Annotated in this window: 16 protein-coding genes; 7 read left to right on the top strand and 9 right to left on the bottom strand. The window is 70.5% G+C overall.

Annotated elements, in window-relative coordinates:
- Positions 1-254: 254 nt before the first annotated feature.
- The 8 genes from ACQF4J_RS27645 to ACQF4J_RS27610 all read right to left on the bottom strand — a co-directional run bounded on the left by ACQF4J_RS27645 (position 255) and on the right by ACQF4J_RS27610 (position 9754).
- A complete protein-coding gene (locus ACQF4J_RS27645; RefSeq protein ID WP_351570624.1) occupies positions 255-2630 on the bottom strand; it encodes a HelD family protein in 2376 nt (791 codons plus the stop codon).
- A gap of 82 nt (positions 2631-2712) precedes the next feature.
- Positions 2713-3474, bottom strand: a complete 762-nt coding sequence (locus ACQF4J_RS27640; RefSeq protein ID WP_351570627.1) for an anti-sigma factor family protein — start codon at positions 3472-3474, stop codon at positions 2713-2715.
- Positions 3475-3533: 59 nt separating this feature from the next.
- Positions 3534-4055: a sigma-70 family RNA polymerase sigma factor gene (locus tag ACQF4J_RS27635; protein ID WP_010039908.1), complete on the bottom strand. Its 522-nt coding sequence runs from the start codon at positions 4053-4055 to the stop codon at positions 3534-3536.
- Positions 4056-4384: 329 nt separating this feature from the next.
- Positions 4385-4990 (bottom strand): CGNR zinc finger domain-containing protein, encoded by a 606-nt coding sequence (locus tag ACQF4J_RS27630; RefSeq protein ID WP_351570630.1) that lies wholly within the window; start codon positions 4988-4990, stop codon positions 4385-4387.
- A gap of 219 nt (positions 4991-5209) precedes the next feature.
- The gene (locus ACQF4J_RS27625; RefSeq protein WP_351570633.1) at positions 5210-6370 is read right to left on the bottom strand and encodes a uroporphyrinogen-III synthase; all 1161 of its coding nucleotides are present in this window, start codon (positions 6368-6370) and stop codon (positions 5210-5212) included.
- Between the two features lie 116 nt (positions 6371-6486).
- Positions 6487-7866, bottom strand: a complete 1380-nt coding sequence (locus ACQF4J_RS27620; RefSeq protein WP_351570636.1) for a nitrate/nitrite transporter — start codon at positions 7864-7866, stop codon at positions 6487-6489.
- 203 nt (positions 7867-8069) lie between these two features.
- Positions 8070-8684 carry a Uma2 family endonuclease gene (locus tag ACQF4J_RS27615; protein WP_351570639.1) on the bottom strand — a complete coding sequence of 205 codons (615 nt, stop codon included), beginning with the start codon at positions 8682-8684 and terminating at the stop codon, positions 8070-8072.
- Between the two features lie 104 nt (positions 8685-8788).
- Positions 8789-9754, bottom strand: coding sequence for a LysR family transcriptional regulator (locus ACQF4J_RS27610; RefSeq protein ID WP_351800154.1), 966 nt, complete (start codon positions 9752-9754; stop codon positions 8789-8791).
- Positions 9755-9851: 97 nt separating this feature from the next.
- Here ACQF4J_RS27610 and ACQF4J_RS27605 point away from each other — a divergent pair, with 97 nt between their 5' ends.
- The 7 genes from ACQF4J_RS27605 to ACQF4J_RS27575 all read left to right on the top strand — a co-directional run bounded on the left by ACQF4J_RS27605 (position 9852) and on the right by ACQF4J_RS27575 (position 20575).
- Complete coding sequence (locus ACQF4J_RS27605; protein ID WP_427167029.1) at positions 9852-11147, top strand: MFS transporter; 1296 nt, start codon at positions 9852-9854, stop codon at positions 11145-11147.
- A 128-nt stretch (positions 11148-11275) separates the two neighbouring features.
- Positions 11276-12574: an ABC transporter substrate-binding protein gene (locus ACQF4J_RS27600; RefSeq protein ID WP_427167027.1), complete on the top strand. Its 1299-nt coding sequence runs from the start codon at positions 11276-11278 to the stop codon at positions 12572-12574.
- Positions 12571-13530 (top strand): carbohydrate ABC transporter permease, encoded by a 960-nt coding sequence (locus ACQF4J_RS27595; protein ID WP_351570651.1) that lies wholly within the window; start codon positions 12571-12573, stop codon positions 13528-13530. Before ACQF4J_RS27600 ends, ACQF4J_RS27595 begins: the two co-directional genes overlap by 4 nt.
- Positions 13527-14351 carry a carbohydrate ABC transporter permease gene (locus ACQF4J_RS27590; RefSeq protein WP_142152291.1) on the top strand — a complete coding sequence of 275 codons (825 nt, stop codon included), beginning with the start codon at positions 13527-13529 and terminating at the stop codon, positions 14349-14351. Before ACQF4J_RS27595 ends, ACQF4J_RS27590 begins: the two co-directional genes overlap by 4 nt.
- Positions 14352-14362: 11 nt before the next feature.
- Positions 14363-16615, top strand: a complete 2253-nt coding sequence (gene yicI / locus ACQF4J_RS27585; RefSeq protein WP_351570654.1) for an alpha-xylosidase — start codon at positions 14363-14365, stop codon at positions 16613-16615.
- Positions 16615-17622 (top strand): LacI family DNA-binding transcriptional regulator, encoded by a 1008-nt coding sequence (locus ACQF4J_RS27580; protein WP_351570657.1) that lies wholly within the window; start codon positions 16615-16617, stop codon positions 17620-17622. Before yicI ends, ACQF4J_RS27580 begins: the two co-directional genes overlap by 1 nt.
- Before the next feature lie 43 nt (positions 17623-17665).
- Positions 17666-20575 (top strand): glycoside hydrolase family 3 protein, encoded by a 2910-nt coding sequence (locus ACQF4J_RS27575; RefSeq protein WP_351570660.1) that lies wholly within the window; start codon positions 17666-17668, stop codon positions 20573-20575.
- On the opposite strand, the gene ACQF4J_RS27570 is transcribed toward ACQF4J_RS27575, so the two are convergent.
- Positions 20562-21554, bottom strand: a complete 993-nt coding sequence (locus tag ACQF4J_RS27570; protein WP_351570663.1) for an extracellular catalytic domain type 1 short-chain-length polyhydroxyalkanoate depolymerase — start codon at positions 21552-21554, stop codon at positions 20562-20564. The two genes, ACQF4J_RS27575 and ACQF4J_RS27570, sit on opposite strands and share 14 nt — an antisense overlap.
- Positions 21555-21566 lie beyond the last annotated feature (12 nt).

Raw genomic sequence — 21566 nt, 5'->3', positions numbered from 1 at the left:
AAAACGGATTCCACCATACGAGAAGTGATCGGGCAACGAAAGAGGCCCACGTCACGTGGTGACGTGGGCCTCCGAAACGTTCAGTGGCACCGACCCGCCATGCTCGCCTCGCGGCAAGTGGTCCCTCTGAGGGACGAAGGTTGGGCCCGGGGGCTTGGATCGGGCCGGTGCCACACCCAGGCTAACAAACAGATCCCGTAAGGCCATTCCCGTACCGGGACTTCATTCGTTTCCACTCCCGGAGTGGGCCGTCCCTACTCCCGCAGGAGGTCGGGCACCCCGTCCCCGTCCGGCTGGTCCTTGTCCGTCGAGACGATCGTCAGCTGCTGCGTGGCCCTGGTGAGCGCGACGTACAGCACCCGCAGCCCGGCCGGGGACTCGTCGGCGATCTCCGCGGGCGAGACGACGACCGTGGCGTCGTACTCCAGGCCCTTGGCCTCCAGGCTGCCGACGGCCACCACCCGGTCGCCGAGCCCGGCCAGCCACCGCGCGGCCTCCTCGCGCCGCCGCATGGCGACGACGACGCCTACGGTGCCGTCGACGAGGTCGAGCAGCCGGGCGGCCTCGGCGCGAACGGACTGTCCCAGGGACTCCCGCGACACGACGAAGCGAGGCCGCACACCGGTGGAGCGGACGGCCGAGGGGGCCTCGGAGCCCGGCATGGCGAGCGCCAGCACCTTCGCCGCCAGCTCGGCGATCTCCGCGGGGTTGCGGTAGTTGACGGTGAGCTGGAAGCGGCGGCGCAGGCGGGTGCCCAGGGCCTCGTCGCGGGCCTCGGCCGCCTCGTCGACGTCCGACCAGGAGGACTGGGCGGGGTCGCCGACGACCGTCCAGGTGGCGTGCCGGCCGCGGCGGCCGACCATGCGCCACTGCATCGGGGTGAGGTCCTGCGCCTCGTCGACGATGACATGGGCGTACTCGGTGCGCTCCTGCGCCAGCCGTTCGGCGCGCTCGCGCTGCGACTCCTCGCGCACCGGCATCAGCTCGTCGAGCCCGGTCAGCTGGTCCAGCGGGTCCAGCTCACGCTTCTTCTTCGGACGGGCCGGGGTGCCGAGGATCGCCTGGAGCTCGTCGAGCATGGCGATGTCGTGCACGGAGTGGCCGTCGCGTCTGAGCGAGCGGGCGACCCTGCGGACCTCGCCGGGGTTGAGGATCCGGCGGGCCCAGCGGCCCAGGCGCCGTTCGTCGGCCATGGCGGCGAGGACGGCCTTCGGGGTCAGCTCGGGCCACCAGGCGTCGAGGAACGCGAGGAAGGAGTCCTCCGAGGTGATGTCCTCGTCGAAGGAGGACCGCAGCTCGGCCGCGAGCTCCGGGTCGGTGTGCCGGCCGCCGGCGCCCGACTGCTCCCACAGGGCGTCCAGGAGCAGCTTGCGGGCGCGGGGGCGCAGCAGGTTGACGGGTGCCGTGCCGCCCAGAGCGTTGCGGCGGATACGTTCCAGCGCGGGCGACTCCAGCTCCAGCCGGCGCCCGAAGGCGACGACGCGCAGGCGGGTGGGGGTCTCGGCGGGGGCCGCCGCGTCGCCGTCGCCCTCGCCGTCGTCGCCGAAGGCGAGCTGCCCGGCGGGCGCGGCTCCGGGCCGGCCCAGCTCCAGCGCCCCCCGCGCCGCCTTCCGCAGCACCTTCAGCATCCGGTGCGAGCCCTTGGCGCGGGCCACCGACGGCGCGTCGTACAGCGTGGCCTCGGCGCCGTCGACGAGCGAGCCGATCGCGCGGATGGCGACCTGGCCCTCCTCGCCCAGCGACGGCAGCACGCCCTCGGTGTACGCGACGAGCAGCGGGGTCGGCGAGACGATGAGGATGCCGCCCGCGTAGCGGCGGCGGTCCTGGTAGAGGAGGTAGGCGGCGCGGTGCAGGGCGACGGCTGTCTTGCCGGTGCCCGGTCCGCCCTCGACGTACGTCACGGAGGCGGCGGGGGCGCGGATGACCAGGTCCTGCTCGGCCTGGATGGAGGCGACGATGTCGCGCATGGTGTGGCCGCGGGCCTGGCCGAGGGCGGCCATGAGGGCGCCGTCGCCGATGACGGGCAGTTCACGGCCGTCGAGGAAGGCCTTCAGCTCGGGTCGCATGAGGTCGTCCTCGACGCCGAGGACGCGCCGCCCCTTGGAGCGGATGACCCGGCGCCGCACGACCCGGCCGGGGTCGACCGGTGTGGAGCGGTAGAAGGGGGCGGCGGCGGGGGCCCGCCAGTCGATGACGAGGGGCGCGTAGTCGGAGTCGAGGACGCCGATGCGTCCGATGTGCAGGGTCTCGGCGATGTCGGCCGTGCCGTCGTCCCGGACGGCGCCCTCGGCGGGCTCGACGGCGGTGTAGGCGCCGTCGGGACCCTTCTTGCCGTCCTTGCCGAGAAGGAGATCGATCCGTCCGAACAGGAAGTCCTCGAACTCGTTGTTCAGGCGGTTGAGGTGGACGCCGGCCCGGAAGACCTGGGCGTCCCGCTCGGCGAGGGCGCCGGGCGTGCCGACCTGGCCGCGCTTGGCCGCGTCGTTCATCAGGAACTCGGCCTCGTGGATCTTCTCCTCGAGCCGCCGGTACACCCGGTCCAGGTGTTCCTGTTCGACGCTGATCTCCCGCTCACGACTCGAGTCGTGATCCGAGCCGACCGCGGTTTCCTGCTGAGCCTGAGCGGCCACCGGGCCCCCTTCTGACGTGCTGGGCAGCCGTCAACCGTACGCGAAGGGGACCCGGCAAAGCTACGTGGGCGCGGGAGCGGCCCTACGCGTCGATCTGGATGAGCTTCTTGCCGTCGAAGGTCATGACCTCGAAATGGTCGATCTCGTTGGGCTTGAAGGCGGCACCGCCCTGCGCGTACAGGGGCTGCTTCGACTCCGGGGTCTTGCCGTTCGGGATGCCGTACCCCCACTTGGGGACCGCCCAGGTCGACATCGTCTCGCGCTCGCCGTTCTTGCCCACCGCGATCAGCGAGCACTTCAGCGGGCCCTTGACGTTGCTGAGCTCGACGACGCCCCAGGTGCCCCAGTCCTTCTGTTCCATGGCCACGGTCGCCTTGACCTTGGTGGAGGCGTCCGTCGCCGAGACCTTGTCGGCGATCGTGGTGAAGGCCGCCTTGGCACCGGCCGCCTGCACGGTGTTGTTCTTGGCGCCGGAGTCGCCGCCGGTCGCCGCCATGACGGTCAGCGGGCCGCCGATGATCAGCGCTGCGGCGGCCGCCACCAGGTAGAACCCCTTGCGCCGCTTCACCGCACGACGCTCGGCCACCTCGTCGACCAGCTTCTCGGCGAGCCGCGGGCTTGGCCTGGCGGAGAGGGACTCCCCGATCGCCGGTGTCCCGGTCCCCGGCAGGTCCGCGAGGGCCGCCAGCATCGGTTCCATTCCGGCCAGCTCGTCGAGCTGCCGGGCGCACCATTCACAGGTGGCCAGATGCGCTTCGAAAGCGGTTGCCTCGGCGTCGTCGAGAATGCCGAGGGCGTAGGCACCGACCGTCTCGTGCTCGCTCGGGCCCGGAGATCCCATCATGGGTCCAGACATACCCGACCCACCTGTGCCGAATCCCTGGTTTCCCCCGTAAACACTCATCACGCCGTCACCCCCCGCTCCTCCAGTGCGAGCTTCATCGACCGCAGGGCATAGAACACCCGAGACCGCACCGTGCCACTGGGAATGCCCAGCGTCTCGGCCGCCTCATTGACCGTACGCCCCTTGAAATACGTCTCGACGAGCACCTCCCGGTGGGCCGGGGTCAGGTCGTCCAGCGCGTCCGACAGCGTCATCAACCACAGCGCCTTGTCGATCTCGTCCTCCGCGGGGATGACCTCCAGCGGCGACGGATCGACCTCCTGCGGCCGGGCCTGCCGGCTGCGGTGGCCGTCGATGACGATGCGCCGAGCGACCGTCACCAGCCAGGGGCGTACCGATCCGGTCGCTCGATTGAGCTGACCGGCGTTCTTCCAGGCACGGATGAGTGTTTCCTGCACCACGTCCTCGGCTCTCTGGCGGTCACCCGCAACCAGACGAAGGACGTACGCAAGGAGAGGTCCGGCGTGCTCCCGGTACAGGGCACGCATCAGCTCCTCATCAGGTTCCGAGGGCTGGGACATGCGATGTCGGGCCCTCGATCCACGTTCATTGGCCACGACGGAATCCTTGCGCACGCCCACCTCCGATGTCCGGGGGTTCCCCCAGTCGGTCGCTCGTGCACAGGTACGGATGTGGCATGCGTCATGTTCAAACTACGCCGACAGTTTTCTTCGGGGTGTCGTGATGAGAGGGACATGAGAGCACATTCCCACCGCGCGATCTTTACATTTCCGCCACACCGGCAAGATCAGGCCGACTGCCCGCGGCGGTTCACGACCAAACGGAGTGTTGTCGAAATCACTTCGACACCACGCAACCCTCTTCCCCCCAGAACGTGCATACCGGACAGTCAGGCGCGTGCGAGCGCCGCCCTGCGACGGTGCCGGGCGACCCTTTCGCGGTTCCCGCAGACCTCACTGGAGCACCAGCGCCTCCTGCGTCCCCGGGACGAATCGACGTAGACGATGGGGCAGTTGTCCCCTTCGCACTGCCGCAGGCCCGCTCTCGCGACGGGGTCGGTGAGCAGTTCCACGGCGTCCCGGGCGACCGCACCGAGCAGGGCCGCGCACTCGGGCGGCCGGTCCAACTCCCTGACGAGCGCCCCGTCCTCCCCGCGGACGGCGCGCGGGGCCGGGGGTGCGACGAGGGCGATCTCGTTCACCCGGCCGAGCGCGATGTCGTACGACGGCCGGGTTCGACCGGTGACGCCCACGGCCGTGTCACGCACCAACTGTCCCACCTGCCCCCTGAGTTCCCGGAACCCCACGAGCCACGACGCGTCGGCGTGCGCCAGCGAGGTGCCGGGTGGCGCCAGGCCCGCCCCCACGATCCAGGCGCACAGCACCTCGACCGAGTCGAACCGTTCCTCGGGATGCGTGGTCGCGAGGAGATCGAGGCAGATCCGCCCCGAGTCGAACCGCAGTTCGTACAGGGTCGTGGCCGTACCCAGTGCCATGTGCCTGTCACCGCCTAGGGGTTACCAGGGGCCGGGGAAGCGTTCCTTCTTACAGTGCCCTGCCCTGGCCACGGCTGGAACCCCTTCCAACCCGGTGTTCTTCCTCGGCTTCATGGGCGCGCCGCCCTGTCCGGCGCGGGGGTCGGCGCCGTCCGGAGCGCCACAGCGCCGGGCCGCATCAATCAGCCCAGACGGCACCCCGAACGCCGGGCAACTCCCTCACACGTCCGCGTACTTCTCGTCCGCCGCCGGATCCAACGCCAGCCGATACCCCCGCTTCACCACCGTCTGGATCAGCTTCGGCGCCCCAAGAGCCGTCCGCAGCCGGGCCATCGCGGTCTCCACCGCGTGCTCGTCCCGACCCGCCCCCGGCAACGCCCGCAGCAGCTCCGCCCGGGCCACCACCCACCCCGGCCGCCGGGACAGGGCCCGCAGCAGGGACATCCCTGCCGGCGGCACCGGCTTCAACTCCCCGTCCACCAGCACCGCGTGGCCCCGAATCTCCACCCGGTGCCCGGCGATGGGCAGCGCGCGGGCCCGCCCCGGCAGCTCCTGGCACAGCAGCTGTACGAGCGGCCCGAGCCGGAACCGCTCCGGCTGCACGGTGTCGATGCCCCGCGCCTGCAGCGGCAGCGCGGTGACCGGCCCGACGCAGGCGGGCAGCACGTCGTGGTGGAGCGCGGCGATCAGCTCGGGCAGCAGTCCGCGCTCCTCGGCACGGTTGAGCAGCGACACCGCGGCCGGCGCGCTGGTGAAGGTGAGCGCGTCCAGGCCCCGCGAGACGGCGGCGTCCAGCAGCCGGTCCACCGGTCCGATGTCCTCCGGTGGCATCCACCGGTACACCGGCACCCCGACGACCTCGGCCCCGGCCTCCCGCAGCGCCTCCACGAACCCCGGCAGCGGCTCGCCGTGCAGCTGTATGGCGATCCGGCGCCCCTCGACGCCCTCCTCCAGCAGCCGGTCGAGCACCTCGGCCATGGACTCGCTCGACGGCGACCAGTCCTCGGTGAGGCCGGCGGCCCGTATCGCGCCCTTGACCTTGGGTCCGCGCGCGAGCAGTTCGACGGTCCGCAGCCGCTCCAGCAGGGGCTCGCCGAGCCCCCACCCGTCGGCGGCCTCGACCCACCCGCGGAACCCGATGGCGGTCGTCGCCACCACCACGTCCGGTGCCTGGTCGATCAGGTCCTTCGTCGTCGCCAGCAGTTCGCTGTCGTCGGCGAGCGGCACGATGCGCAGGGCGGGTGCGTGCAGGACGGCGGCTCCCCGTCGCTGCAGCAGTGCGCCCAGTTCGTCGGCGCGGCGGGCGGCGGTCACGCCCACTGTGAAGCCGGCCAGGGGCCCGTGCTGCCCTGACTGCGGTCGCTGCTGTTCGTCGTACATGGCTCTCGTCCCGAACTCGAGTCGTCGTACATGAGGTACTGCGGCACCCACATGCCGATCGAGCCTGTCAACGGTGCGTGACAGGCTCGGTTCGGCTTCGTGTCGCCGGTGTTACGTCACACCTCGGCGTAGCTGAGCTGCGGCTTCGTCTCTGCGGCAGCCGTGGTGAGGGTGGCGGGGGCCGTACGGCGAAGGTATACGGCCCAGGTGATGGCGAAGCAGAGGGCGTAGTAGGCGAGGAAGGCGACGAAGGCGCCGGTGCCGGAGCCGTAGGAGAGGAAGGACTGGCGGAAGGCCATGTTGATGCCGACACCGCCGAGCGCGCCGACCGCGCCGATGAGGCCCATGGAGGCTCCGGAGAGCCGACGGCCGTACTTGGCGGCCTCCTCGCCCTCCAGGCCCTTGGCGAGCGCCTTGGCCTGGAAGATGCCGGGGATCATCTTGAAGGTGGAGCCGTTGCCGATGCCGGTCAGCGAGAACAGCACCACGAAGGCGGTCACGAACAGGGGCAGCGACTTCTGCATGCTGGCGGCGACCAGGACGGCGGTGGCGGCGGCCATGGCGACGTAGTTGTAGAGGGTGATCTTCGCGCCGCCGTACTTGTCGGCGAGCCAGCCGCCCACGGGCCGGATCAGGGAGCCGAGCAGGGGGCCGATGAAGGTGAGGTAGGTGGCCTGCAGCGGCGTACGGCCGAACTGGTTGGTCAGCACCTGGCCGAAGGCGAAGCTGTAGCCGATGAACGAGCCGAACGTGCCGATGTAGAGGACGGCCATGATCCAGGTGTGTGCGTCCCGGGCGGCGTCCTTGGCGGCGCCGGTGTCGTTCTTGACGTTCTCGATGTTGTCCATGAACAGCGCGGCGAGGACGGCGGCGACGACGATCAGCGGGATGTAGATCCCGAGCAGCACACGCGGTCCACCGCCGGCGCCGATCACGGCGAGCGCGGCGAGCTGGATGGCCGCGACGCCGATGTTGCCGCCGCCGGCGTTGAGCCCGAGGGCCCAGCCCTTCTTCCGCAGCGGGAAGAAGGCGTTGATGTTGGTCATGGAGGAGGCGAAGTTGCCGCCGCCGATGCCGGCGAGGAGCCCGATCCACAGGAAGGTGTCGAACGACGTCCCCGGCTTCATCACGGAGAACGCGGCGATGCTCGGCACGAGCAGCAGACCGGCCGAGATGATCGTCCAGTTCCGGCCGCCGAAGACGGCGACGGCGAAGGTGTACGGGACGCGGACGACGGCGCCGACCAGGGTCACCATGGACGTCAGCAGGAACTTGTCGGCCGGGGTGAGCCCGTACTCCGGACCCATGAAGAGCACCAGCACCGACCACAGGGTCCAGATGGAGAACCCGATGTGCTCGGAGAGGACGGAGAAGGCGAGATTGCGGCGGGCGATCTTCTCCCCGGTCTGCTTCCAGAAGGTCTCGTCCTCGGGATCCCACTGCTGGATCCAGCGGCCTCCCCTACTGGATGCGGGGGCTGTGCTAGGGGCTGTCATGACGCCTCCACGGTGCTCCGGGACTCGGTGGTACTCGGGGTGCTGAGCGGTATGAGTCCCGAAGGTAGGGAGAGCGCGTTTCCTTGCTGTGGCACTGGGTGACCGGAAGGGAACGTTGCTCTCACCCCGGACCGGGGCGGGATGAGAGGTACTGCGCCGGTACGTTACGAACGCCTCCCCCGAGCCGACCGACGCACTGTGAGTCAGCGGCCCCGGCGGTCGACGGCCGTGAGGTCGATCTCGATGTCGAAGGGGACGGAGACCTTGAGCCGCTCGTGGAAGATGCCGGTGAGGCCGTAGGCCTGGGTGGCCGGATCGAGCTCGTAGACGTACACCACGGGGAAGCCCTTGTCGTCGTCCTGTTCGACCCGCCAGAAGTGGGGGACGCCGGCCGCCGCGTACTTGCGGGGCTTGACGTCACGGTCGCGCTCACGGGAGTCGGCGGAGACGACTTCGACGGCGAGAACGATGTCCTCGGGCCGGTACCAGGTCTGGTCGGGTCCGGTGATGGCGTCCACGTGGAACACCACGATGTCCGGCTCGGGGCGGTTCTTCGGGTCCAGCTTCACTGTCATCTCGCGGTCAACGTCCAGATGCTCCGGAGCCTGCTCCAGGAGGACGTTGTCCAGCAGACGCATGGTCCGGCTGTGGAAGCGTGTCTGCGGACTCATGAAGACGAGACTCCCGTCGATCAACTCCGTGTGCGGCGGGAGGCCCGGAATCCGGTCGAGGTCGTCCGCGGTCCACCCCTCCGGGGGCGGGACGGGCCAGCGGTACGCGGGCTCGTCGACCGGCCCGTCGTCGGATGCGGCGCTCATCGGTGCTCCCATGGGACGGAGTCTCGCCTTCGCTTCAGCGTACCCAGGGCGAACGACGGCGGCCTCACCCGAAGCAGTGATCCGAACGTCAGGGCCCGGGGCCGTCACGCATCGGAATCCGGAACCCATCCCCCCTCCGGCACCCTCAGCCACCCCTCCCCTGCCGACAGTTCCGCCGCCGCGTGGCGGAGCGCGTCGAGTGCCGGGTGGGTCAGGCCCCTTCGCCAGACCAGGGACACGGGGGACAGCGGGACCGGGTCGACCAGGGGGCGCAGTACCGTCCGTGGCATGGGCGGGAAGTCGGTCACCGCGAGGATCGGGTGCCGCATCTTGGCCATGATCCGTTCGAACTCCTCGTCGCCGACGGCCAGCGGCGCGGGTGGCGCGATCTCGATGTCGCGGCCGTCGAACAGGCGGCGCGCGAGGTCCGTCCACTCGGGGGTGCGGGGGTTTCCGGCGCCCGCGTACACCGTCTCGCCCGCCAGCGCGGCCAGCGGCACCGCGTCGAGGGATGCCAGGCGGTGGTCGTCGGGCAGGACGACCGCCATCGGCTCGTGGCGGACGAGCTGGTGGTCCAGTCGGCCGCGCAGTGCCGGGTCCAGGCCGGCGTACCGTCCGAACGAGGCGTCCAGCCGCCCGGCCAGCAGGTCCTCCGCCGCGCCGGTCAGCCCGCTCTCGTACCGTGCCATCAGCTCGTGCTCGGGGGCGAGTTCGCGGGCCCGGTGCAGGACGCGGCGGGCCGTGACCGCGTCCCGGTAGTTGAGGTCGACCAGCAGGGGGCGGGCCTGGCCGAAGGCGTCCAGCAAGTCGTCCTGCGCCGCCAGCACGCGGCGGGCGTACGGCAGCAGTCGCTCGCCGTCGGATGTGAGCGTCACCTGCCGGGTGGAGCGCACGAACAGCTCGGCCCCCAACTCCCTCTCCAGCCGCCGTACATCGCGGCTGAGTGCCTGCTGGGCGACGTAGAGCCGGGCGGCGGCCCGGGTGAAGTGCAGTTCGTCGGCGACCGTGACGAACGCGCGGAGGAGCCGGGGGTCGAGGTGGCGGTGGCCGACAGGCCCGGGGGCTGGCATCCGGTGAACCTACAACAGCGACTCACAACACAGGTGCGTGAATCGGTGCGAAGCAGGTGTTGGACCGCCTGATCGTCCACGGGCGACCGTTGTCCCCATGCCGCAGTCCGAGTCCCGCAGGCCACCCATGTTCACGGTCACCGCCGACACCCTCGTCGCCGTCGACTTCAACTCCCGCGCCCGAACGCCCGGCCCCTACCGCCGCCTCCTGTCCACCCCCGGCGCCCGCGCCTTCACCCTCCCCAACCTCCTCGCCCGCCTGCCGATGGGCATGTTCAGCGTGAGCGCGGTCGTGATGATCGCCGGTTCGCGCGGCTCGTACGCCCTCGCCGGCGCCGTCACCGCGACCGGCCTCGCGGCGACCGCCCTGGTCGCCCCGTGGACCGCGCGGCTCGTCGACCGGCACGGGCAGGCACGGGTCGCCGTACCCGCGACCGCCCTCGCCGTCCTCGGCTCCCTCGCGCTCCTGCTGTGCGTCCACTACGACGCCCCCGCCTGGACCCTGTTCGCCTCCTACGCCGCCACCGCCACCACCCCCAACACCGGCGGCATGTCCCGCGCCCGCTGGGCCCATCTCCTGAAGGGCGACGAGCGGGCCCTGCACACCGCGAACTCCTTCGAACAGGCCGCCGACGAGGCGTGTTTCATGCTGGGCCCGGTGCTCGCGGCCTTCCTGTGCGGAACGCTCTTCCCGGAGGCGGGCACCCTGGTGGGAGCCGTGCTGCTGCTCACCGGCGTGCTGCTGTTCGCCGCCCAGCGTTCGACCGAGCCGCCCGTGCGCCGGCCGGCGCACAGCGCGCCCCCGTTCCGGGCTCCGGGCATGCCCGCGCTGCTCACCGTCTGTCTGGCCATGGGCACGGTGTTCGGCTCCATGGAGGTCGTCACCATCGCGTTCGCCGACGCGCAGGGGCACCGCTCGGCGGCGGGGGTCGTACTGGCGCTGCAGGCGGCCGGCTCGTGCGCGGCGGGGCTGCTGTTCGGGACCCTTCGGACCACGGGTCCCGCCTCCGAGCGGCTCCCCTGGTGCATCGCCGCGATGACGGGCCTGCTCACCCTGCCCCTGCTGACCGCGTCCCTCGCCGGTTCGCTGCCCCTCCTCGCGCTCGCCCTCCTCGTCGCCGGCATGGCGACCGCCCCGACGATGGTCACCACCATGACGCTGGTCCAGCAGCGCACCCCCGAGGGACGCCTGAACGAGGGCATGACCCTCGCCGTCACCGGCCTGCTAGGCGGCATCGCCTGCGGCTCGGCGACCGGCGGCTGGACGGTGGACCACATGACGCCGACGGCCGGATTCGGGGTGCCGGTGACCGCCGCCGCCGTGGCGCTGATGATCTCTCTCGTCGCCCAGTCGGCCACTTCCGCGAACAGCGATTCGCGTCAAAGGCATTGACGCGCCCACAGCACCCACATACGGTCCCCCGTCGAAGCGCTTCGACGTCACGCATCGAATCGATTCGACGATGGCCCGTTCGCGCGTGACGTCCCGATACCCATCCGACTCTCCTGCGGAGGCACGGGATGTTGACGACACGAAGGCGTGTGATGACGGTCGCGGCGGCGGCCCTGGGAGGGTCGCTGCTCCTGACCGCCTGCGGCGGCTCGGACGGCGGCGGGTCGGCGGACGGCAAGACCCTCAAGCTCTGGCACTACGAGGGCGCCGACAGCGCGATGGGCGCGGCCTGGAACGAGGCGATCAAGGAGTTCGAGGCGAAGCACCCGGGCGTGAAGGTGAAGTTCGAGGAGAAGGGCTTCGAACAGATCCAGAAGACGGCGCCCATGATCCTCAACTCCTCGGACGCGCCCGACCTCATGGAGTACAACAAGGGCAACGCGACCGCCGGACAGCTGTCGAAACAGGGCCTGCTGACCGATCTGTCGGCGGAGGTCACCAAGCGCGGCTGGGACAAGATGCTCAGCGCGGGCGTGGCCACGACCAGCAAGTACGACACCAACGGCGTCATGGGCTCCGGCAAGTGGTACGGCGTGCCCAACTACGCCGAGTACACGATGGCCTACTACAACAAGGACCTCTTCAAGAAGTACGGGGTCGCCGAGCCGAAGACGTTCGACGAACTGACGGCCGCCATGGACAAGTTCGTGGCCAAGGGCGTCACCCCGCTCGCCAACGCGGGCGCCGAGTACATGGCCCAGCAGTACCTCTACCAGCTCGCCCTGTCCAAGGCCGACCGCACCTGGGTCGACAAGTACGAGCTGTACAAGGGCAAGAACGACTTCCACGACCCGGCGTGGACGTACGCGGCCACCACCTTCGCCGACTGGGTGAAGAAGGGCTACATCAGCAAGAAGTCGACCAGCACCAAGGCCGAGGACGCCGGTGTGTCCTGGATCCAGGGCAAGGCGCCGATCCTGTTCTCCGGCAGCTGGTGGTACGGCCGCTTCCAGTCGGAGGCCAAGTTCGACTGGGACAGCGGGCTGTGGCCCGGGTCGGACCTGACCCTGGGCTCGGGCGGCAACCTCTGGGTGGTCCCCAAGAACGCCAAGAACAAGAAGCTCGCCTACGACTTCATCGACATCACCATGTCGAAGAAGATCCAGAACATCCTCGGCAACAAGGGCGGTGTCCCGGTCGCGGCCGACACCTCGGCCATCACCGACCCGAAGTCCAAGGAGCTGATCTCCGACTTCAACACCGTCAGCAAGCGCGACGGCCTCGCCTTCTACCCGGACTGGCCGGTCAACGGCTTCTACGACGTCCTCGTCTCCGAGACGCAGAAGCTGATCACGGGCAGTGAGAAGCCGGACGCCTATCTGTCGAATCTCCAGCAGGCCTACGACAAGGGCGTGCCGCAGCAATGACGGTCACCGTCGAACGGGGTGCGCGGACCGGCGGCGGGCAGCCGCACGCCGGCCCGCGCCGGCCCCGTACCCGCGACTCCTACGCCCTGTTCCTGCTGCCCGGCTTCCTCGCCTTCACGGCGATCATCATCGTCCCGTTCCTGATGAACACGGGTGTGAGCTTCACCGAGTGGCAGGGCATCGGCAGCCCGAAGTGGACCGGCCTCGCCAACTACCGTGATCTGCTGGACGACTCGGAGTTCTGGGCGTCCTTCCGGCACAGCCTGTTCATGGTCGTCGCCATGGCCGTCGTGCCGACGGTGATCGGACTCGTCCTGGCGGCCGCCCTGTTCGACTACATCGGCAAGCACTTCGGCGGCAAGGTCGCCGCCGTACTGCGTGCCTGCTTCTACCTTCCGCAGGTGCTGCCGATCGCGGTCGCCGGCATCGTATGGAGCTGGATCCTCGCGCCCGACAACGGCTCCCTCAACGAACTGCTGAAGGCCGTCGGGCTCGGGAGCTGGCAGCAGGACTGGCTCGGCGATCCCGACATCGCGCTCTACAGCGTCATGGGGGTCATGGTCTGGGTCCAGATCGGCTTCCCGCTGGTCGTCTTCATGGCCGGACTGCAGCGCGTGGACCCGCAGTTGCACGAGGCGGCCGAGCTGGACGGGGCCGGCTGGTGGCGGCGCTTCTGGCACATCACGCTGCCGCAGATCCGGCCGGAGATCTACGTCGTGCTGACCTGGTGCACGATCGCCGCGCTGAAGGTGTTCGGCGCGGTGTACGTGCTGACCAAGGGCGGCCCGGGCGGCGCGACGGACGTGCCGTCGTACTTCTCCTTCACCACCTTCTTCGAGAAGACGCAGGTCGGCTACGGCGCCGCGATCTCCACGATCCTCACGGTGATCATCCTGGCCCTCTCCCTGATCCTGCTCAAGCTCCAGACCCGCAGCGAGGAAGGGGACCGCGCATGACGACCGCCCTGCGCCGCTACCCGGTGCTGATCGCCCTGTGCATCGCGGCCCTCTTCATGGTCGTGCCGTTCCTGATCGTCGCGGTCAACGCGGTCAAGTCACCGACCGAGTACTCGCAGAACGGCCCCCTCAGCCTGCCCAAGGGCCTCTACACCACCGGTCTGAAGGACTTCTGGGAGCGGGTCGACTACGGCCAGAAGCTGTTCAACTCCGTGCTGATCAGCGGCTCGGTGGCGGTGCTGGCGGCGGCCCTGTCGGTGCTCAACGCGTACGCGATCGGCATCGGCCGGATCAAGGGCCGCACCTGGGTGCTGGCCTTCTTCGTGCTCGCCAACATGCTCCCGCAGGAGGCGCTGGTCTACCCGGTGTACTACCTGAGCAAGCAGGTCGGGCTGTACGACACCAGGCTGAGCGTGATCATCGTCTTCACGGTGATCCAGGCGGCCTTCGGCACGTATCTGCTCTCCTCCGTCCTGGGCCAGTTCCCGCGCGAGATCATCGAGGCGGCCCGGATCGACGGCGCGAACAAGTGGCAGGTGCTGTGGCGGATCGTCGTCCCGGTCAGCCGGCCGACCATCGGCGTGCTCCTCGTCTTCTTCTTCATCTGGACCTGGAACGAGTTCCTGCTCCCCCTGGTCATGCTGATCTCCAACGACAACCAGACGGTGTCGGTGGCCCTCGGCGTGCTGCAAGGCCAGCGCCTGATGGACGCCACCATGACCAACGCGGCGGCCCTGCTCGGCGTGCTGCCCGCCATCGTCTTCTTCCTCGTCTTCCAGCGGACGCTCACCCGCGGCATCGCCGTGGGAGCCGTGAAGTAAGGACCCCCCACATGAAGTTCACCGACGGCTACTGGCTGCTGCGCGAGGGCGTCACCGCGGCCCACCCGGTCGAGGTCCTCGACGTCACCGCCGCCGAGGGCGCGCTGGACATCCACGCGCCGACCCAGCCCATCCGCCACCGCGGCGACCTGCTGAAGGGACCGGTCGTGACGATCAGCGCGCACGCCCCGATGGCCGACGTCATCGGCGTCACCTTCACGCACTTCGAGGGCGAGCAGCCCCGCGGGCCGCGGTTCGAGCTGGGCCGGCAGGACTTCGCGGTGCACACGGAGTACGACGAGGAGCACGCGACGCTGACGTCCGGCGCGCTCTCGGTCCGGGTGGCCCGCACCGGCCCCTGGCACGTGGACTTCCTCGCCGACGGCCGGACGCTCACCACCAGCGGCCCCAAGAACATGGGCATCATGCGGGACACCGCCACCGGCGCCCACTACCTGCGCGAACAGCTCAACCTGACCGTCGGCACATCCGTCTACGGCCTCGGCGAGCGCTTCGGGCCGCTGGTCAAGAACGGGCAGGTCGTCGACATCTGGAACGCCGACGGCGGCACGGCCACCGAACAGGCCTACAAGAACGTGCCGTTCTACCTCACCGACGCGGGCTACGGCGTCTTCGTCGACCACCCCGGCAGGGTGTCCTTCGAGGTGGGCTCGGAGGCGGTGTCGCGGGTGCAGTTCAGCGCGGAGACCCAGCAGCTGACGTACTACGTCATCTACGGCCCCACGCCCAAGGACGTCCTGCGCAAGTACACCGCCCTCACCGGCCGCCCCGCGCTGCCGCCCGCCTGGTCCTTCGGCCTGTGGCTGTCGACGTCCTTCACGACGTCGTACGACGAGGAGACGGTGACGTCCTTCATCGAGGGCATGCGGGAGCGCGAACTGCCGCTGTCCGTCTTCCACTTCGACTGCTTCTGGATGCGCGAGTTCAACTGGTGCGACTTCCAGTGGGACCCGCGGGTCTTCCCCGACCCCGAGGGCATGCTCGCCCGGCTCAAGGCCAAGGGTCTGCACATCTGCGTCTGGATCAACCCCTACATCGCGCAGCGCTCGCCGCTGTTCGCGGAGGGCAAGGCGCTCGGCCATCTGCTGAAGCGGCCGGACGGCAGTGTCTGGCAGTGGGACCTGTGGCAGCCCGGCATGGCACTGGTCGACTTCACCAGCCCGGCCGCCCGCGACTGGTACGCCTCGAAGCTGGAGGCGCTGCTCGCGCAGGGCGTCGACTGCTTCAAGACCGACTTCGGCGAGCGGGTGCCCGTCGACGTCGCCTACGCCGACGGCTCGGACCCCGAGCGGATGCACAACTACTACACCTACCTCTACAACCGCACGGTCTTCGACGTGCTGCGCAAGCACCGCGGCGAGGGCGAGGCCGTCGTGTTCGCACGGTCGGCGACGGCCGGCAGCCAGAAGTTCCCGGTGCACTGGGGCGGCGACTGCGAGGCGACGTACGAGTCGATGGCGGAGTCGCTGCGCGGCGGGCTGTCGCTCGGCCTGTCCGGCTTCGGCTACTGGAGCCACGACATCGGCGGCTTCGAGGGCACCCCGACGCCCGCCCTGTTCAAGCGCTGGCTGGCCTTCGGCCTGCTGTCCTCCCACAGCCGGCTGCACGGCAGCTCCTCCTACCGCGTCCCGTGGCTCTTCGACGAGGAGTCCGTGGACGTCCTGCGACTGTTCACCCGGCTGAAGCTGAGCCTGATGCCGTACCTGTACGAGGCCGCCCGCACCGCCCAGGCAGAGGGCGTGCCGATGATGCGGGCGATGGTGCTGGAGTTCCCGGACGACCCCGGGTGCGCGCACCTGGAGCGGCAGTACATGCTGGGGCCGGACCTGCTGGTGGCGCCGGTGTTCAGCGACGACGGCGACGTCTCGTACTACGTCCCCGAGGGCACCTGGACCCACTTCCTGAGCGGGAGGACGGTGACCGGGCCGCGCTGGATGCGCGAGCGGCACGGCTTCTCCAGCGTGCCGCTGCTGGTCAGGCCCGGCGCGGTGATCCCGGTCGGCGCGGTCGACGACCGGCCCGACTACGACTTCGCCGACGGGGTCACCCTGCGGGTGTTCGGGCTGCGGCGGGGCGCGCAGGTGACGGTGCCCGTCGGGGAGGTCGTCTTCACCGTCGTACGCGAGGGGGACACGCTGCGGGCCTCGTGCAGTGATCCGGCGGCGCCGTGGGCGCTGACGGCCGGGGAACGCACGGTCCGGGCGCAGGCGGGCACCGGGTTTCTCTCCCTGGAGCTGGACTGATGGTGAAGATCACCGATGTGGCGCGGCACGCCGGGGTCTCCCCCAGCACCGTCTCCTACGCGCTCAGCGGCAAGCGCCCCATCTCGTTGGAGACCCGGCAGCGGGTCGAGGAGGCCATCCGCGAGCTGGGCTACCGCCCGCACGCCGGCGCCCGCGCCCTGGCCAGCAGCCGGTCCAACGTCCTGGCGCTCGTCGTGCCCTTACGGACCGGCATCCATGTGCCGGTGGTCATGCAGTTCGCGGTGTCGGTGGTGACGACCGCCCGGCGCCACGACCACGACGTGCTGCTGCTGACCCAGGAGGAGGGCGAGGACGGTCTGCGCAGGGTCGCCGACACCGCGCTGGTGGATGCGCTGATCGTGATGGACGTCCAGCTCCACGACCCGCGGCTGGGCCTGCTGCGCTCGCTGGAGCGGCCGTCCGTGCTGATCGGCTTCCCCGCCGAGCCGGCCGGACTGACCTGCGTCGACCTGGACTTCAAGGCCGCCGGGGAGGCGTGCGTGGAGCATCTGGCACGGTTGGGCCACCGGGTGGTGGCGCTGGTCGGGTCGCCGCCGGAGGTCTACGTGCGCGGGACGGCGTTCGCCCAGCGGGTCGTCCAGGGGTTCACGGCCGCCGCCGACCGCGGCGGGCTGTCGTCCTCCGTGCACCCCTGCGAGGCCACACCGGCGGCCGCCCGGCTGGTCGCCGAGCAACTCCTGCGCGAACAGCCGGCGTTGACCGGGGTCGTCGTCCACAACGAGGCGATCCTCGAACCGCTGACGGACGCCTTCGAACAGCTCGGCCTGCGCGTCCCCGGCGACCTGTCCGTCACCGCCATCTGCCCCGACGAGATCGCCGAGTCCGTCCGCGTGCCCGTCACCTCCGTCGCCCTGCCCTCCGCCGAGCTGGGCGAGCGGGCGGTGCAGCTGCTGATGAAGAAGCTGGACGGCACCGCCGTACCGGACGCGACGCTGCTCGCGCCGCGGATGACGGAGCGGGCGAGCACCGCACCGAGGAACACCTGACCTCAACACCCGTCTGCAAGGCCCTACCTGAAGGAGCCGCGACATGACAGGCAAGAGAAGACACAGAACCGCGTACGCCCTGGCCCTCACCCTGGTCGCCGCGCTCGGCGCCACCGTCCCCGCCCACGCCGACACCACGTATCCCTTCCGCGATCCGGGTCTGTCCGTGGACGCCCGGGTCAGCGACCTCCTCGGCCGCCTCACCCTCGACGAGAAGATCTCCCTGCTCCACCAGTACGAGCCCGCGATCCCCCGCCTCGGCATCCAGTCCTTCCGCACCGGCACCGAGGCCCTGCACGGCGTGGCCTGGCTCGGCAGGGCCACCGTCTTCCCGCAGGCCGTCGGGCTGGCCTCCACCTGGGACCCGGCGCTGATGCGGGACGTCGGCTCGGCGGTCGGCGACGAGGCCCGCGGCTTCCAGCAGACCCGCCCGGACGGCTGGGGCCTGAACCTCTGGGCGCCGGTGGTCAACCTGCTGCGCGACCCGCGCTGGGGCCGCAACGAGGAGGGCTACTCCGAGGACCCGTACCTCACGGGCGCGATCTCGACGGCCTACGGCACGGGCCTGACGGGCGGCGACCCGGACCATCTCAAGACCGCCCCCACCCTCAAGCACTTCCTCGCCAACAACAACGAGGTCCACCGCGACACGACCACCTCCGAACTGCGGCCGCGGGTGGAGAAGGAGTACGACGAGCAGGCCTTCAGGCCGGCCGTCGAGGCGGACGCGGCCACGGGCGTGATGTCCTCGTACAACCTCGTCAACGGCCGCCCGAACACGGTGAACCCGGCCCTGGACGACACCGTCCGCACCTGGACCTCCCAGCGGCTGCTCAACGTCACCGACGCCTACGCGCCCGGCAACCTGGTCGGCAGCCAGAAGTACTACGGCACCCAGGCGGAGGCGGACGCGGCGGCGCTGAAGGCGGGCATCGACAGCTTCACGGACAACGACAGGGACTCCGGGCCGACGACCGCGGCGGTCAAGTCGGCCCTGTCCACCGGCCTGTTGAAGGAGTCGGACGTCGACAGGGCCGCGGCGGACGTGCTGAGCGTCCGCGTCCGGCTCGGCGAGTTCGACCCGGGCGGCGGAAAGTACGGCTCCATCGACGCGTCGGTCATCGACAGCCCGGCACACCGGAAGCTGGCGAGGAAGGCGGCGACCGAGGCGGCGGTGCTGCTGAAGAACCAGGGCGGTGCCCTCCCGCTGAAGAAGTCCGCGAAGGACGTCGCCGTGGTCGGCCCGCTCGCCGACACGCTCTACACCGACTGGTACTCGGGCACCCTCCCCTACGCCGTCACGCCCAAGGACGGCATCGAGGCGAAGCTCGGCACGCCGGTGGCGAGCAGCGAGGGCGTCGACCGGATCGCGCTGAAGGACACGGCGACCGGGAAGTACGTGACGGCCGGGGCGGGCGCGGCGGGCGCGGCGCTGAAGGAGAGCGCCACGACCGCGGGCTCGGACGCCCAGTTCGACGTGTTCGACTGGGGCTCGGGCATCGTCACCCTGCGCTCGGCCGCCAACGGCAGATACGTCGGCTACAACTGGTCCGGCTTCGTCAACGACCAGAAGCAGCCGAACGGCTGGTACGTGCAGCAGCAGTTCAGGCTGGAGGCCCAGGGCGACGGCACGTACCTGCTGCGCTACGCCGGCTACGAGACCCAGGAGTCCTGGTGGACCAACCCGGTCTACCTCGGCCCGACGGGCGCGGACGGCACGCTGGGGCTGGTGCCGAAGGACCAGGCCGCCCACTACACGAAGGACGTGGTCCGCAGCGGGGTCGCCGACGCCGTGGCGGCCGTGAAGGGCCGGGACACGGCCGTCGTGGTGGTCGGCTCCGACCCGTCGATCAACGGCCGCGAGGCCCACGACCGCACCGACATGGGCCTGGCGCCCGCACAGGAGTCCCTGGTCGAGGCGGTCCGCGCGGCCAACCCCCACACGGTGGTGATCGTCGAGAACAGCTACCCGACGACGCTCGGCTCCCTGCAGAAGCAGGTCCCCGCCCTGCTGTGGACCACCCACGCGGGCCAGGAGACCGGCAACGCCTTGGCCGACCTCCTGTACGGCGACGCGAACCCCTCGGGCCGCCTCACCCAGACCTGGTACCGGTCCGAGTCCGACCTGCCGTCCATCCTGGACTACGACATCATCAAGTCCGGCCGCACGTACCAGTACTTCACGGGCCGGCCGCTCTACCCCTTCGGCTACGGGCTGTCGTACACCTCGTTCCGCTACGGCAAGTTGAGGCAGGTGAAGGGCGGCTACGAGGTCGCGGTCACCAACACGGGCAGCCGGGCCGGTGCCGAGGTCGTGCAGCTCTACGTCCACCAGCGCGCCTCCCGCGACGAGCAGCCGCTGAAGCAGCTGAAGGCCTTCCAGCGGGTGTCGCTGAAGCCGGGCGAGACCCGGACGGTGCGGCTGATGTTGCGGCGGTCGGACTTGGCGCACTGGGACGTCACCCGCTCCAAGTGGGTGGTGGAGAAGGGCACTTACGACGTCCTGGTGGGCTCCTCGTCCGCCGACCTGCCCGGCCGGACGGCCTGGCGGGTCGACGGCGAGACGATCCCGCCCCGCGACCTGTCGAAGGTCACGCGCGCGGAGAACTACGACGACTACTCCCCGGGCATCCACCTCGTCGACGAGTCCAAGGCCGGTGGTACGGCGGTGTCGGCGGCCTCCGACGGCACGTGGCTGAAGTTCGCGGACACCCTGCCGAGCAAAGCGGCGGGCGGCTTCAGCGCACGCGTCGCCGGCTCCGCCGGGTCGGTCGAGGTACGGCTGGGCTCGCCCACCGGGCCCCTCGCCGCGACCGCGCACTTCGCGGGCACCTCGTCACCGTACGAGTACACGACGGTGACCGCGAAGCTGTCGGCGGTGGCGAAGGGCCGCGGGGACGTCTATCTGGTCCTCGGCAAGGACGTACGCCTGTCGACGTTCAGCCTGCGCTGAGGCCCCACGCCTGCCCGAGCCGGTAGGCCGCGCACAGGTTCACGTCGAGGAGGTAGGCCCCGGCGGCCCCGCACTGTTCGGTGCCGCTGCCGGGGTCCACCGGCTGGCCGTGCCCCATGCCCGTGATGCTGTACGTCGCCACGGCCGTGTTCCCCGCCGGGTCCTTGAAGACCTGGTGGGGATAGCCGGCGACGGTGTCACTGACGTCGGCGGTCTGGTCGGCGCCGTGCACGTTCGTCCACTGCCGCATCAGGTCGGTCATGTTGACCGGCTTGACGGTGTAGTCGGCGGTGCCCTGGAAGACGGTCAGCGTCGGCCAGGGCCCCGAGTACCCGGGACGGGCGGCGCGCACCCGGTCGCCCCACTGCGCCGGAGTCTGCGTGGCCCCGACGTACATGCACACGTACGGCGATCCGGCCGCCTGCGCGCACCCGTAGGGCAGCCCGGCGACCACCCCGCCGGCCGCGAACTTCTCCGGGTACGCCGCCATCATCACGGCGGTCATGGCGCCGCCGGCGGACAGCCCGGTGACGTACACGCGCGAGGCGTCGCCGCCGGCGTCCGCGAGTTGCCGGTCCACCATCTGCGCGACGCTCGCGGCCTCGCCCTGCCCGCGTTCGATGTCGCCGGTCTGGAACCAGTCGAAGCAGGAGGAGGCGTTGTTTGCGGTGGTCTGCTGCGGCAGCACCACGGAGAAGCCCCACCGGTCGGCGAGCTGGATCCAGCCGCTGCCGGTGCCGTACCCAGCGGCGTCCTGGGTGCAGCCGTGCAGCGCGACGACCACCGGGCGGCCGGCGGGCAGACCTGCGGGGACGTACCGGAACAAGCGCAGGGCCCCGGGGTTCGACCCGAAACCGGTGACCTCCTGGAGCGAGGCGGCACGGGCCTGTCCCGACGGGATCAGGGCGAACAGAGCGGTCAGGGCGACCAGCAGGGTCGCCAGGCGGGCGAGGCGGCTTGCGGCTCTGGTGTGTGTCATGGGGACGGACCG

Source organism: Streptomyces sp. C1-1 (assembly GCF_050214755.1).
In the GTDB taxonomy this organism is placed as follows: Bacteria; Actinomycetota; Actinomycetes; order Streptomycetales; family Streptomycetaceae; genus Streptomyces.
This window is presented reverse-complemented; position numbering and strand designations above follow the sequence as displayed.